At 73.0% G+C, this 13372-nt stretch carries 12 protein-coding genes; 8 read left to right on the top strand and 4 right to left on the bottom strand.

Annotated features, from left to right (window positions below; translation table 11 throughout):
- Positions 1–243: 243 nt before the first annotated feature.
- The 7 genes from ACWC21_RS25905 (at position 244) to ACWC21_RS25935 (ending at position 5394) form a co-directional block, all read left to right on the top strand.
- Entirely contained in the window at positions 244–1086 is an 843-nt protein-coding gene (locus ACWC21_RS25905; protein WP_450885216.1) for a helix-turn-helix domain-containing protein, read from the top strand.
- Between the two features lie 105 nt (positions 1087–1191).
- Positions 1192–2664, top strand: coding sequence for a 30S ribosomal protein S12 methylthiotransferase RimO (gene rimO, locus ACWC21_RS25910; RefSeq protein WP_450885217.1), 1473 nt, complete (start codon positions 1192–1194; stop codon positions 2662–2664).
- Positions 2661–3434 (top strand): CDP-diacylglycerol--glycerol-3-phosphate 3-phosphatidyltransferase, encoded by a 774-nt coding sequence (gene pgsA / locus ACWC21_RS25915; protein ID WP_450885218.1) that lies wholly within the window; start codon positions 2661–2663, stop codon positions 3432–3434. Before rimO ends, pgsA begins: the two co-directional genes overlap by 4 nt.
- Positions 3431–3976, top strand: coding sequence for a CinA family protein (locus tag ACWC21_RS25920; RefSeq protein WP_450885219.1), 546 nt, complete (start codon positions 3431–3433; stop codon positions 3974–3976). Before pgsA ends, ACWC21_RS25920 begins: the two co-directional genes overlap by 4 nt.
- 109 nt (positions 3977–4085) lie before the next feature.
- Entirely contained in the window at positions 4086–4460 is a 375-nt protein-coding gene (locus ACWC21_RS25925) for a helix-turn-helix domain-containing protein (protein WP_030178264.1), read from the top strand.
- 163 nt (positions 4461–4623) lie between these two features.
- Positions 4624–5094: a Dps family protein gene (locus ACWC21_RS25930; protein WP_450885220.1), complete on the top strand. Its 471-nt coding sequence runs from the start codon at positions 4624–4626 to the stop codon at positions 5092–5094.
- 24 nt (positions 5095–5118) lie between these two features.
- The gene (locus ACWC21_RS25935) at positions 5119–5394 is read left to right on the top strand and encodes a hypothetical protein (protein WP_450885221.1); all 276 of its coding nucleotides are present in this window, start codon (positions 5119–5121) and stop codon (positions 5392–5394) included.
- On the opposite strand, the gene ACWC21_RS25940 is transcribed toward ACWC21_RS25935, so the two are convergent.
- The 4 genes from ACWC21_RS25940 to ACWC21_RS25955 all read right to left on the bottom strand — a co-directional run bounded on the left by ACWC21_RS25940 (position 5342) and on the right by ACWC21_RS25955 (position 13043).
- Positions 5342–6106, bottom strand: a complete 765-nt coding sequence (locus ACWC21_RS25940; protein WP_450885222.1) for an SDR family NAD(P)-dependent oxidoreductase — start codon at positions 6104–6106, stop codon at positions 5342–5344. The two genes, ACWC21_RS25935 and ACWC21_RS25940, sit on opposite strands and share 53 nt — an antisense overlap.
- 32 nt (positions 6107–6138) lie before the next feature.
- Positions 6139–6984 carry a DNA-formamidopyrimidine glycosylase family protein gene (locus tag ACWC21_RS25945; protein WP_450885223.1) on the bottom strand — a complete coding sequence of 282 codons (846 nt, stop codon included), beginning with the start codon at positions 6982–6984 and terminating at the stop codon, positions 6139–6141.
- 57 nt (positions 6985–7041) lie between these two features.
- Positions 7042–12009, bottom strand: a complete 4968-nt coding sequence (locus ACWC21_RS25950) for an ATP-dependent helicase (RefSeq protein WP_450885224.1) — start codon at positions 12007–12009, stop codon at positions 7042–7044.
- 89 nt (positions 12010–12098) lie between these two features.
- Complete coding sequence (locus ACWC21_RS25955; RefSeq protein WP_450885225.1) at positions 12099–13043, bottom strand: hypothetical protein; 945 nt, start codon at positions 13041–13043, stop codon at positions 12099–12101.
- Between the two features lie 79 nt (positions 13044–13122).
- Between ACWC21_RS25955 and ACWC21_RS25960 the strand changes: the two genes are divergently transcribed.
- Positions 13123–13317, top strand: coding sequence for a DUF3046 domain-containing protein (locus ACWC21_RS25960; protein WP_450885226.1), 195 nt, complete (start codon positions 13123–13125; stop codon positions 13315–13317).
- Positions 13318–13372 lie beyond the last annotated feature (55 nt).

Below are 13372 nucleotides of genomic sequence, written 5' to 3' on the forward strand. Positions count from 1 at the left end.
ACGGTGGCACCGCCGTGATCCAGCCGTTAGGGACCGGCGGGCAACCGTTTCCCTTGGTCGCACGTCAAGTTGAGCGAGAGGGACAGGTGGGGGCTCCAGACTGGGGTCCGCGTCTGGCCCGCCATCGGTATGTCGGGCCATACCGATGGCGTAAAAGGCCCCACCGCCCGGTTGCCCCACCCTTTCTGACCCGCCCTAGACTGAACTCCAGCACAGGTGGCTAAACGCTCGAAAGGCGCCCCCGTGTCCATCGGCAACTCCCCTGAAGACGAGCGTCCGTTCTCCGACGTCTCCGAGGAAGCCCACACCTCCGTCGGCCGCGCACTGCGGCAGGCGCGTATCGCCGCCGGGCTCACCGTCGACGACGTCAGCAGCGCCACCAGGGTCCGCGTCGCCATCGTGCACGCCATCGAGGCGGACGACTTCGCCCCCTGCGGCGGCGACGTGTACGCCCGCGGGCACATCCGTACCCTGGCCAGGGCCGTCCGCCTCGATCCCGCCCCGCTGCTGGCCCGGTTCGACGCCGAGCACGGCGGACGCCCCGCCCCGACCCCGGCCGCCCCGCTGTTCGAGGCGGAACGTATCCGCCCGGAGCGGCGCGGACCGAACTGGACCGCGGCCATGGTCGCCGCGATCGTCGTGGTGATCGGCTTCGTCGCGTTCACGGCGGTCAGGGGCAGCGACTCCGGCAACGACGCCAAGGCCCAGGTCGCCGACGGGGCCACACCCGCCGCCAGCAAGGCCGAGTCGCCCACGCCCAAGAAGGACACGCACACCGGACAGAAGGCCGAGCCGTCCGACAGCGCGATCGCGGCCGCCCCCCAGGACAAGGTGACCGTCCAGGTCAGCGCCGTGGACGGACGCAGCTGGATCTCCGCCAAGGACCACAACGGCCGCATGCTCTTCGACGGACTCCTGAAGAAGGGCGAGTCCAAGACCTTCCAGGACAGCTCCAAGGTCAACCTCATCCTGGGTGACGCCGGCGCCATCCAGCTCTACGTCAACGGCAAGAAGATCGAGGACGACTTCCAGCCCGGCGCGGTGGAGCGGCTGACGTACACCAAGGGCGACCCCGAGGTCGGCTAGCCGGCAGGGCGCGAGCGGCCCGACAGGAGTCTCCGTACGGGGTTGGCCAAGATCGGCCAACCCCGTCGACGTGGGGTGTCAGCGGGACGAAGTAGTCTTGAGCCCATGCCTGAACGCCGTACCGTCGCACTAGTCACTCTCGGCTGCGCCCGTAACGAGGTGGACTCGGAGGAGCTCGCAGGCCGTTTGGAGGCGGACGGCTGGCAGCTCGTCGAGGACGCCGCGGACGCCGACGTCGCCGTGGTCAACACCTGTGGCTTCGTCGAGGCCGCCAAGAAGGACTCCGTCGACGCCCTCCTGGAGGCCAACGACCTCAAGGACCACGGCAGAACCCAGGCCGTCGTGGCGGTGGGCTGCATGGCCGAGCGGTACGGCAAGGAGCTCGCCGAGGCGCTCCCCGAGGCCGACGGCGTGCTCGGCTTCGACGACTACGCGGACATCTCCGGCCGCCTGCAGACCATCCTTTCCGGTGGCATCCACGCCGCCCACACCCCGCGCGACCGTCGCAAGCTGCTGCCGATCAGTCCGGCCGAGCGGCAGTCGGCGACCGACGTGGCCCTGCCCGGGCACGGCGCCCCCGCCGACCTGCCGGAGGGCCTGGCCCCGCAGTCGGGGCCCCGCGCGCCCCTGCGCCGCCGTCTGGACGGCTCCCCGGTCGCCTCGGTGAAGCTCGCCTCCGGCTGCGACCGGCGCTGCTCCTTCTGCGCCATCCCCTCCTTCCGCGGCTCCTTCGTCTCCCGGCGCCCGAGCGACGTGCTGAACGAGACACGGTGGCTGGCCGAGCAGGGCGTCAAGGAGATCATGCTGGTCTCCGAGAACAACACCTCCTACGGCAAGGACCTGGGCGACATCCGCCTGCTGGAGTCCCTCCTGCCCGAGCTGGCGGACGTCGACGGCATCGAGCGGGTGCGCGTCAGCTACCTGCAGCCGGCCGAGATGCGCCCGGGCCTGATCGACGTGCTGACCTCCACACCCAAGGTCGCCCCCTACTTCGACCTGTCCTTCCAGCACTCCGCGCCCGCCGTGCTGCGCAGGATGCGGCGCTTCGGTGACACGGACCGCTTCCTGGAACTGCTCGACACCATCCGCGGCAAGGCCCCCGAGGCCGGGGTGCGCTCGAACTTCATCGTGGGCTTCCCCGGCGAGTCGGAGGCGGACCTGGCCGAGCTGGAGCGCTTCCTGAACGGCGCGCGGCTGGACGCCATCGGCGTCTTCGGGTACTCCGACGAGGAGGGCACGGAGGCGGCGACCTACGAGCACAAGCTCGACGAGGACGTCGTCGCCGAGCGGCTGGCGCACATCTCCCGGCTGGCCGAGGAACTCGTCTCGCAGCGGGCCGAGGAGCGCTTCGGCGAGACGGTGCGGGTCCTCGTGGAAGCCGTGGACGAGGAGGAGGGCGTGTACGGGCGTGCGGCGCACCAGGCCCCGGAGACGGACGGCCAGGTGCTGCTCACCAGCGGCGCGGGCCTGAGGGTCGGCCGTATGGTCGAGGCGAAGGTGGTCGGCACCGAAGGTGTCGACCTGGTGGCCGAGCCGCTCGACGGCTCGCTCGCGTGTACCGAGGAGGCGGGGAGATGACCGGAGTCCCGGCGTCCGCCGCGGGCGGCTCCTCCGGCGCGCAGGGCGCCGCGGGCCCCGCCGGTACTCCCGGTGCGGCGGCCGGCCCGGGCTCCGGTACGGCCGCTTCCGGGACCGCCGGTGGTGCGCAGGGCGGCACCAAGTCGGCCCGGGGCGGGAAGCTGGCGGCCGCGGCCGTCAACCAGGCCAGCGTCTGGAACGTCGCCAATCTGCTGACGATGCTCCGGCTGGTTCTGGTGCCCGGCTTCGTCGCCCTGATGCTGGCCGACGGGGGGTACGACCCGGCGTGGCGCTCGCTGGCCTGGGCGGCCTTCGCCATCGCCATGATCACCGACCTGTTCGACGGCCACCTGGCGCGTACCTACAACCTCGTCACCGACTTCGGGAAGATCGCCGACCCGATCGCCGACAAGGCGATCATGGGGGCGGCGCTGGTCTGTCTCTCGGCCCTGGGCGATCTGCCGTGGTGGGTGACGGCCGTCATCCTCGGCCGGGAACTCGGGATCACGCTGCTGCGATTTCTGGTCATTCGCTACGGCGTCATCCCGGCGAGCCGGGGCGGCAAGCTGAAGACCCTCACTCAGGGCGTGGCCGTGGGCATGTACGTGCTGGCGCTGACGGGGTGGCTGGCGACCCTGAGGTTCTGGGTGATGGCCGTGGCGGTCGTTCTGACCGTTGTGACCGGTCTCGACTATGTGAGACAGGCCATCGTGCTGCGTCGGCGGGGAATCGCCGAGCGCCGGGCGGCGTTGGAGGAGTCGGAAGCGTGAGTTCCCTGGCCGCTGAAGTGGTGCGACTACTGACGGTGAAGGGCGAGACGGTCGCCGTCGCCGAGTCGCTGACCGGTGGCCTGGTCGCGGCGGAGATCACGGCCGTTCCCGGGGCGTCCAAGGTGTTCCGTGGTTCGGTCACCGCCTACGCCACCGACCTGAAGCACGGGCTCCTGGGTGTCGACGCCACACTGCTGGCCCAGCAAGGGGCGGTGGACGCGCAGGTCGCGGCGCAGATGGCGGCCGGAGTCCGGAAGGCGCTGGGCGCCGACTGGGGACTGGCGACGACCGGAGTCGCCGGCCCCGACCCGCAGGACGGACAGCCCGTAGGGACTGTCTTCGTGGCCGTGGAGGGGCCGTTCGGCACCGGTTCCGGTTCTGCCGGTGGCGGAAAAGTCGTGGCTCTGAGGTTGAACGGCAACCGTGCGGAAATTCGTATGGAGAGTGTACGGAGCGTACTCGCACTGCTCCTGGAGCGGCTTGCGAGCGAACACAGTGGGAATGAGCGGGCACAGGATACGGAACGGAACGGGGGGTTTTGATGTTTGCAGCCCTGAGTGAACACGACATCGCTCCCCGCACGGCCGCGGCGCGAGGCGGTACGGTGGGGCGAGAAGGATGCGGCTACGCGGTCCGAGGAGGGAGCCACCGATGATTCTGCTCCGTCGCCTGCTGGGTGACGTGCTGCGTCGGCAGCGCCAGCGCCAGGGCCGTACTCTGCGCGAAGTCTCCTCGTCCGCCCGAGTCTCGCTCGGCTATCTCTCCGAGGTGGAGCGGGGGCAGAAGGAGGCTTCCTCCGAACTGCTCTCCGCCATCTGCGACGCGCTGGACGTACGGATGTCCGAGCTCATGCGGGAAGTGAGCGACGAGCTCGCGCTCGCCGAGCTGGCCCAGTCTGCTGCGGCCACCGAGCCCGTACCCACGCCGGTTCGCCCGATGCTGGGTTCCGTGTCGGTGACCGGTGTGCCACCGGAACGGGTGACGATCAAGGCGCCCGCCGAGGCGGTGGACGTCGTCGCCGCCTGACGCGACACGTGCGAGGCCCCGGCCGGGGCCGTCTCCGGGGAGACCCGGAGGGTCCCGGCCGGGGTCTTCGCGCGCCTGACTCCGTCCTGACTCCGTTTGCAGGTACCCGCCGGCGCCGTCATCGTGGAGGGACGTGACGGGGCCGAGGCATCGGAGGGTGCGCATGTCCGTCGTGAAGAGCCCGCTGTCCGACGCGGACCTGAAGACCGTGGCGGAGGCGTTGCAGGGCGCACTCGTGGACCTGGTGGACCTGGCGCTGGTGGCCAAGCAGATCCACTGGAACATCGTCGGTCCCAGGTTCCGTTCCGTCCATCTCCAGCTCGACGAGGTCGTCGACTCCGCGCGGATCCACTCCGACACCGTGGCGGAACGGGCGTCGACACTGGGCGTCCCGCCCGACGGGCGGGCGGCGACCGTGGCCGCAGGCAGCGGCATCGGCGCGGCCCCCTCCGGCTGGGTCAAGGACGCGGACGCGGTGCGGACGCTCGTGGACGCGCTCGGCGCGGTGATCACGCGCATGCGGGGCCGGGTGGCGGCGACCGGCGACCCGGATCCGGTGTCCCAGGACATCTTCATCGCCATCACCGCGGACCTCGAGAAACACCACTGGATGTTCCAGGCCGAGAACGCGTGAGCGGCCACGCCCACGGAGGCGGCCATGGTGGGGTCGGCAGTACGCCGGGGGGTCGTCCTGGGGCTCGGGGCGGTGTGGTGGTGGGCCGTGGTGCGGCTCGCCCTGGGAGACGGGGACGTGATCGAGGGGGCGGTCGCCGCCGGGGGCTGGGGACTGAGTCTGCTGCCCGTGCACTGCGTGCCGAAGGGGCGGGCGGCCGACGCCCTGGGGGCCGGCCGGTGGGCGGCCGCCTGGCGGGCGGGACACCTCACCAGGGCATCGCGACCCCGCCGTTCGGACGCAGGATCTGGCCCGTCGTGAACGACGAGGCGTCCGACGCCAGGTACAGCACGGAGTGGGCGACGTCATCGGCCTCGCCGACCCGGCCCAGCGGGGACATCCGGGCCATCAGGGCTTCCGGGTGCCTCGGCGCCGGGTCGTCGTGGTGGTCGGTCATGGGCGTGCGGATCCAGCCCGGGGCGACCGCGTTGACACGGATGCCGTGCCGGCCGATCTCGCTCGCCAGAGTCCTGGTCAGCTGGACCACGGCCGCCTTCGCCGCGCCGTAGCAGAGCAGCCCCGGCCCGCCGGTGTCGATCGCGCCCGAGGCCATGGTGATGATGCTGCCCCGGATGCGCCGGGCGAGCATCAGCCGTGCCGCCTCCTGGCAGGCGTACAGCACACCCTTGAAATTGACGTCCAGCACCCGGTCGAGGTCCTCGTCCCGCGTCTCGAGGACCGGGCTGCTGTGCATGACGCCGGCGATGGCCGCCATCACGTCCAGCCGGTCGCAGCAGCGCACCGCCTCGCCGAGCCGGGCACGGTCGGTGACGTCGACGAGGTGGGTGCGGGCGGTTCCGCCATGGTCCTTGATCAGGTCCGCCGTCTCGTGCAGGCCCCGCGCGTCCCGGTCGGCGCAGTGCACCGTCGCGCCTGCCTCGGCGAGCAGGACGGCCGAGGCCCGGCCGATGCCGCTGGCGGCGCCGGTGACGAATGCGGTGCGTCCGGTGAGGTCGTACGCCTTGACGGGCATGCGTCGACGGTACGAGCGTTGCTGACGGGCCGTCAATTGGCTGTGCGTCGATAGCGGTCCCGCCACTTCTGCGGCCCTCCCGCTGCCGGAGCCGGACCCCGCTGGCAGGTGGGGCACCAGTAGGTGGGGCGTTCCTGGGAACCGTCGCCCTGGTCGGCGACGCGGACCGACGTGTGGCAACGCAGGCAGGGGCGGGGGGCCCGGCCGTACACGAACAGGTCGGGCCGGTGGAGGCCCGTGGTCTGCCGGACCGGGCGGTCGCGGTTCGTTTCGAGGAGCTTCTTGGCGAGGGCGGGCAGCTGGGCGGCGCGGTCCGCCGGGAGCGCCCCGACCGGCAGCCACGGGGTCACGCCGAGCAGAAAGCAGAGCTCGGACTTGTAGACGTTGCCGATGCCGGCGAGATTGCGCTGATCGAGCAGGGCCTCGCCGAGCGGCCGGGCGGGGTCCGTGAGCAGGTTGGCCAGGGCACGTTCGCCGTCCCAGTCCGGGCCGAGCAGATCGGGGCCGAGGTGGCCGACGACGCGCTCCTCCTCCGAGGTGCGCAGCAGCTCCAGGACCGGGAGGCGGTAGCCGACCGCCGCGTGGTCGGCGGTGGCCAGGACGGCCCGGATCTGGTGCGCGGGGCCACCCCGCCAGCGCTCGTCCGTGCCGTACACCTTCCAGGCGCCCTCCATACGCAGATGCGTGTGGAGCGTCAGCCCGCCCTCGATCCGGGTGAGCAGGTGCTTGCCGCGCGGGACGGTGTTCAGGACGGTCCGGCCGACGAGATCGACCGTGGCGTACTTCGGCACCCGGAAGTCGCTGCGGGTCAGCACCTTGCCCGCCAGCGCGCCGTGCAGCCGCTTCGCGGCCTGCCAGACCGTGTCACCTTCGGGCATGCGTCAAGGGTGCCACGGCGGGGTGACGTGCGCCGGACCGGGCGGTCGCCCAGCGGATCACGCCCTGAGCCGCAGGCCGCGCGGGGTGGCGATGAATCCGGCTGCCTCCAGGAGAGCGCCCGTGGGAGAGGTGAGGGCCGAAGCGCCGTTGACGCGCTCCACCGTGACCGTGCCGAGGGTGCCCGCGCGGGCGGCCGCCGCCAGGGCGCCCGCGGCCGCGCGCAGACGGGGGTCGTCGGCCGCCTCCGTGTCCGGTGCGCACGGCCAGGCCAGCAGTGTCTTGCCGCCGCGCTCCATGTACAGCGTCAGCTCACCGTCGACGAGCACCACCAGGGAGCCCGCCTTGCGGCCCGGTTTGTGCCCCGCCCCGGCCGGCGGCTCGGGCCAGCCCAGGGCCGCGCCGTAGGCGTTCGCCGGGTCGGCGGCGGCCAGGACGACCGCGCGGGAGTCGGGGGCCGGAGCGGTACGGGTACGGGGCGCGCCGTAGCCGGAGCCGTACGGGGAGGCGGGAGGGGCGGTGGGCCCGCCGCGAGGACCGCCGTGGCCGGGCGAGGAGAGGTCGGAGGCGGCGTCGCGTGGGGAGACGTAGTCGCCCGGTGCGGTGCGGTGATCGGTCGGCCAGTCGAAGTTGGCGGTGAAGTCGGCCGTGAAGTCGGCGGTGTCGTGCTCGCCCCCGCCCCGGCCGAAGGGGTCGGGGACCGTGCGCCCGTCGGACCCGACCGACGGCTGGACCGTCCCGGCTCCGCCGAATCCCGTGCCGGGCAGGCCTTCGCCCCGCTCGCGCGCGTTGGACACCGCTCGCAGGCGGTCCACCGCTCCGTCCATCGCGAACTGCGCGGCGCCGAGTCCCTCCACCACGTAGCCGCGCCGGGCCTGACCGCTCTCCTCGAAGGCGGACAGGATCCGGTACACGGCCGAGAAACCGCCCTCGACGCCCTCCGCGGCGACCGCGCCCCGGGTGACCACGCCGTGCCGGTCGAGGAGGGCGCGGGCCAGGGCGTGGGCGCGCACCGTCTGGTCCGGCTCCCGCTGGGAGAGCAGGGACCAGCGGCCCGCGACGGTCGGCGGCCCGCTGCGGGAGGCGGGGCGGGCGGCGGCCGTCAGCGAGCCATAGCGCCCGCGTGGGACGGCGCGCTTGGCCCGGTGAGCGGTGGCGCCCGCGGTACGGCCGGAGCCCAGCAGCGAGCGCAGCGGGGCGAGGGTGTCGTTGGTGAGCCGCCCGGACCAGGCCAGGTCCCAGACGGCGTCGGCCAGTTGCGGGTCGGTGGCCTCGGGGTGGGTGGTGGCCCGGACCTGGTCGGCGATCTGGCGGAAGAACAGGCCGTATCCCCCCGAGAGGGCGTCCAGGACGGACTGGTGAAGGGCCGTCAGTTCCAACGGGTGGGGCGGCGGCAGCAGCAGCGGGGCCGCGTCGGCCAGGTACAGGGACACCCAGCCGTCCTTGCCGGGCAGCGCGCCCGCGCCCGCCCACACCACCTCGCCGGCCGCGGTCAGCTCGTCGAGCAGCGACGGGGTGTAGTTCGCCACGCGGGACGGCAGGACCAGTTTCTCCAGGGCGGAGGCCGGGACGGAGGCGCCCTGCAACTGCTCGACCGCGCGCACCAGTCCGTCGACGCCCCGCAGACCATGGCCCTTGCCGATGTGCTGCCACTGCGGCAGGAACTGCGCCAGCGCGGCCGGCGGGACCGGCTCCAGCTCGTGCCGCAGGGCCGCCAGGGACCGGCGGCGCAGACGGCGCAGCACGGCGGCGTCGCACCACTCCTGGCCGATGCCCGCGGGATGGAACTCGCCCTGGACGACACGGCCGGTCCCGGCCAGACGCTGCAGCGCGCCCTCCGTGACCGCCACGCCCAGGCCGAAGCGGGCCGCCGCCGTGGCCGACGTGAACGGGCCGTGGGTGCGGGCATGGCGGGCCAGCAGATCACCGAGCGGGTCCTTGACCGGTTCGGTGAAGGCCTCGGGGACGCCGACCGGCAGCGCCGTGCCGAGGGCGTCGCGCAGGCGGCCCGCGTCCTCGATCGCCGCCCAGTGGTCGGCGCCGGCGATACGGACCCGGATCGCCCGGCGGGCGCCGGCCAGTTCCCGTGCCCAGTGCGGCTCGGCGCCCCGCTCGGCCAACTCGGCGTCGGTGAGCGGCCCGAGCACCCTCAGTACGTCCGCGACGCCTTCCACGTCCTTGACGCGGCGGTCCTCGGTGAGCCACCGCAGCTCCCGCTCCAGCTCGGCCAGCACCTCCGCGTCGAGCAGCTCGCGCAGCTCGGCCTGGCCGAGCAGCTCGGCCAGCAGCCGCGAGTCCAGCGACAGCGCGGCGGCGCGGCGCTCGGCGAGGGGGGAGTCGCCCTCGTACAGGAACTGGGCGACGTACCCGAAGAGAAGGGAGCGGGCGAAGGGCGACGGCTCCGGTGTGGTGATCTCGACCAGGCGGACCTTGCGGGACTCGATGTCACCCATCAGCTCGACGAGCCCGGGAACGTCGAAGACGTCCTGGAGGCACTCGCGGACCGCCTCCAGGACGATCGGGAAGGAGCCGAACTCACTGGCGACCTGCAGCAGCTGGGCGGCACGCTGACGCTGCTGCCACAGCGGTGTGCGCTTGCCCGGGTTGCGGCGGGGCAGCAGCAGCGCGCGGGCGGCGCACTCGCGGAACCGGGACGCGAACAGTGCCGAGCCGCCGACCTGGTCGGTGACGATCTGGTCGACCTCTCCCTTGTCGAAGGCCACGTCCGCCGCGCCCACGGGGGCCTGCTCGGCGTCGTACTCCGTGCCCGGGGCACCGGCTTTCGCCGGGGCCTGGTCGAGCAGCTCCAGACCCATGAGGTCGGCATCCGGCAGGCGCAGCACGATCCCGTCGTCGGCGTGCATGACCTGGGCGTCCATGCCGTACCGCTCGGACAGGCGGGCGCCGAGCGCCAGTGCCCAGGGTGCGTGCACCTGGGCGCCGAAGGGGGAGTGCACCACCACACGCCAGTCGCCGAGCTCGTCGCGGAAGCGCTCCACGACGATCGTGCGGTCGTCCGGGACGTGGCCGCAGGCCTCGCGCTGCTCGTCCAGGTACGACAGGACGTTGTCCGCCGCCCATGCGTCGAGGCCGGCCGAGAGGAGCCGGAGCCGGGCGTCGTCCTTCGGCAGCGAGCCGACCTCGCGCAGGAACGCGCCCACCGCGCGGCCCAGTTCCAGCGGACGGCCCAGCTGGTCGCCCTTCCAGAAGGGAAGCCTGCCGGGCACGCCCGGCGCGGGGGAGACCAGGACGCGGTCGCGTGTGATGTCCTCGATGCGCCAGGAGCTGGTGCCGAGCGTGAAGACGTCGCCGACCCGGGACTCGTAGACCATCTCCTCGTCGAGTTCACCGACCCGGCCGCCGCCCTTCCTGGGATCGGAACCGGCGAGGAAGACGCCGAAGAGCCCGCGGTCGGGGATCGTGCCCCCGGAGGTGACGGCGAGGCGCTGGGCGCCCGGCCGGCCGGTGACCGTGCCCGTCACCCGGTCCCACACCACGCGCGGGCGCAGTTCGGCGAACGCGTCGGAGGGGTAGCGGCCCGCGAGCATGTCCAGCACGGCCGTGAACGCCGACTCGGGGAGCGACGCGAACGGGGCGGCGCGGCGGACCATGGCCAGCAGGTCGTCGAACTGCCAGCTGTCCAGCGCCGTCATCGCCACCAGCTGCTGCGCGAGGACGTCCAAGGGGTTGGCGGGCACCCTCAGGGACTCGATGGACCCGGAGCGCATCCGCTCGGTCACCACGGCGGCCTGGACCAGGTCGCCACGGTACTTGGGGAAGACCACGCCGGTGGAGACCGCGCCCACCTGGTGTCCCGCGCGGCCGACGCGCTGGAGGCCGGAGGCCACCGAGGGCGGGGACTCGACCTGGACGACGAGATCGACGGCGCCCATGTCGATGCCCAGCTCCAGACTGGAGGTGGCGACCACGGCCGGGAGCCGGCCGGCCTTGAGGTCCTCCTCGACCAGGGCACGCTGTTCCTTGGACACCGAGCCGTGGTGGGCGCGGGCGATGACCGGGGGCGCGCCGTGGGCCGCGCCGGAGCCGCCCATGAGCTCGGCCGGCGAGTGGTGTTCGTCCAGTGGCTCGCCGGTCGCCCGTTCGTACGCGATCTCGTTGAGCCGGTTGCACAGGCGCTCCGCGAGCCGGCGGGAGTTGGCGAACACGATCGTGGAGCGGTGGGCCTGGACCAGGTCGGTGATCCGCTCCTCGACGTGCGGCCAGATGGACGGCCGCTCCGCGCCCTCGCTCCCGTCGGCGACCGGCGAGCCGCCGAGCTCGCCCAGGTCCTCGACCGGGACGACGACGGAGAGATCGAACTCCTTGCCGGACTCCGGCTGGACGATCTCCACCTTGCGGCGGGGCGAGAGATAGCGGGCCACCTCGTCCACCGGGCGGACCGTCGCGGACAGGCCGATACGGCGGGCCGGCCTCGGCAGCAACTCGTCGAGGCGCTCCAGGGAGAGCGCGAGATGAGCCCCGCGCTTGGTGCCCGCGACCGCGTGCACCTCGTCGAGGATCACCGTCTCCACGCCGGTCAGCGCGTCCCGCGTGGCCGACGTCAGCATCAGGAACAGGGACTCCGGGGTGGTGATCAGGATGTCCGGCGGACGCGTGGAAAGGGCACGGCGTTCGGCGGCCGGGGTGTCGCCGGAGCGGATGCCGACCTTGACCTCGGGCTCGGGCAGGCCGAGGCGCACCGATTCCTGGCGGATGCCGGTCAGGGGGCTGCGCAGATTGCGCTCCACGTCGACCGCGAGGGCCTTCAGCGGAGAGACGTACAGCACGCGGCAGCGTTTTCTCGGGTCGGCCGGGGGAGGCGTCGAGGCCAGCTGGTCCAGGGCGGCGAGGAACGCGGCCAGTGTCTTGCCGGAGCCCGTCGGCGCGACCACCAGTACGTCCGATCCTTGTCCGATGGCCTGCCACGCCCCCGCCTGGGCCGCGGTGGGCGCGGAGAAGGCCCCCGTGAACCAGCCGCGGGTCGCGGGGGAGAAGCCGTCGAGGGCCCGGTGTGCGGAGCTGACCATGCGTCCATCCTGCACCCCGCCGCTGACAATCGCCCTGACCTGGGAAGATGCCGGGCATGCGCCCGCCCCCGGGTGCCCGGGGCGCCGGATCAGCCGATGTAACGGCCGTAAGCCCTCAGCGTCCGCAGGGCGTCGATCGTCACCATCGGCCGGGCCTCCAGGACGGTGCCCGGAGCCCACTGGCGCCACCGGACGGGCCAGCCGCCGTCGTCCTGCTGGGCGGCCGCGAGGAAGTCCAGGGACCGGGCCATCTCGTCGTCGGTGAACCACGCGCGCGCGAGGGAGTGCGGGGTCCGGGCGAAGTCGTGCGGGAAGTGGTGCTCGCCCGGGGCGTAGCCGGGGGCGACCGGGTACGCCTCGAGGTGCTCCGGGTCGAGCGCGGCGAGCCGCTGCTCGCGCACCAGGCGGCCGAGGCGGTCGGCGGCCTCCTCCGCCCGCGGACGGTCGGGCGCCGAGTCCAGGAAGGCCACGGCCGCCTCGATCTCGTAGGGGTGGGACTTCTCCAGGGACTCCACGGCCTGCCAGCAGAAGTCGGTGGCCCGGAACAGCCAGGCGTGCCACACCGCATTGCCGTGCAGCAGGCCCACCACCGGCCCGGTGGCGAGCAGCGCGCTGGGCGGGTCGTCGACGACGGGGATGAACGGGGCCGCCGGATAACCGCGCTGGCCGGGATGGACGGCGGGCAGGGCGCCGTCCGCGGTGGAGACGGAGGTCAGGTAGCGGCACACGCGCTCCACCCGCTGCCCGCCGCATCGCCCGATGGCGTCCAGGACGCGCAGGGCGTGGCCGGTGTGCAGGGGCTGGCTGACCGGTCCGCGCAGGTCGGGTTCCAGTGCGTGGCCGTACCCGCCGTCCTCGTTGCGGTACGCGTCCAGAGCCGTCTCCACCGGATCGGCGCCGCCGTTCAGGAAGTGGTACGCGAAGAGGTGCTGCTCGAGCACGCGCGCGGTGAGCCAGACGAAGTGTTCGGCGCGGAACAGCGGGGAGCGCGCCGACGGCGTGGGAGGGAGTGGGGAAGCTCCTGTTTCGGGCATGCGTCAGACCGTAGGGCGGAAAGCGGTCTCGGTGAGCGGTCCCGGTCGGGGCCCACCCCCGGGGCGGGATACTGGAGTCATGCGGTTGACGGTCTTCTGGCAGCGGATGGCGGAACACTTCGGCGCGGGGTACGCCGACACCTTCGCGCGCGACCACGTGATGGCGGAGCTCGGCGGGCGCACCGTGCACCAGGCGCTGGACGCGGGCTGGGACGCGAAGGACGTGTGGCGCGTGGTCTGCTCCGTCATGAACGTTCCGGGGGAGAAGCGCTGATCCTGTCACGAAGATCGCAGGGGAGTGCCGGGTTGTCGGCGGCGTGGGCGAGACT

The sequence above is a fragment of the Streptomyces sp. NPDC001348 genome, assembly GCF_053597535.1.

What these genes read in the sequence shown, in the direction of transcription:
- ACWC21_RS25925 (WP_030178264.1), top strand. Translation starts at nt 4,086, where the DNA reads ATGATTCTGCTCCGTCGCCTGCTGGGTGACGTGCTGCGTCGGCAGCGC.
- pgsA (WP_450885218.1), top strand. Translation starts at nt 2,661, where the DNA reads ATGACCGGAGTCCCGGCGTCCGCCGCGGGCGGCTCCTCCGGCGCGCAG.
- rimO (WP_450885217.1), top strand. Translation starts at nt 1,192, where the DNA reads ATGCCTGAACGCCGTACCGTCGCACTAGTCACTCTCGGCTGCGCCCGT.
- ACWC21_RS25935 (WP_450885221.1), top strand. Translation starts at nt 5,119, where the DNA reads ATGGTGGGGTCGGCAGTACGCCGGGGGGTCGTCCTGGGGCTCGGGGCG.
- ACWC21_RS25930 (WP_450885220.1), top strand. Translation starts at nt 4,624, where the DNA reads ATGTCCGTCGTGAAGAGCCCGCTGTCCGACGCGGACCTGAAGACCGTG.
- ACWC21_RS25945 (WP_450885223.1), bottom strand. Translation starts at nt 6,984, where the DNA reads ATGCCCGAAGGTGACACGGTCTGGCAGGCCGCGAAGCGGCTGCACGGC.
- ACWC21_RS25955 (WP_450885225.1), bottom strand. Translation starts at nt 13,043, where the DNA reads ATGCCCGAAACAGGAGCTTCCCCACTCCCTCCCACGCCGTCGGCGCGC.
- ACWC21_RS25950 (WP_450885224.1), bottom strand. Translation starts at nt 12,009, where the DNA reads ATGGTCAGCTCCGCACACCGGGCCCTCGACGGCTTCTCCCCCGCGACC.
- ACWC21_RS25940 (WP_450885222.1), bottom strand. Translation starts at nt 6,106, where the DNA reads ATGCCCGTCAAGGCGTACGACCTCACCGGACGCACCGCATTCGTCACC.
- ACWC21_RS25960 (WP_450885226.1), top strand. Translation starts at nt 13,123, where the DNA reads ATGCGGTTGACGGTCTTCTGGCAGCGGATGGCGGAACACTTCGGCGCG.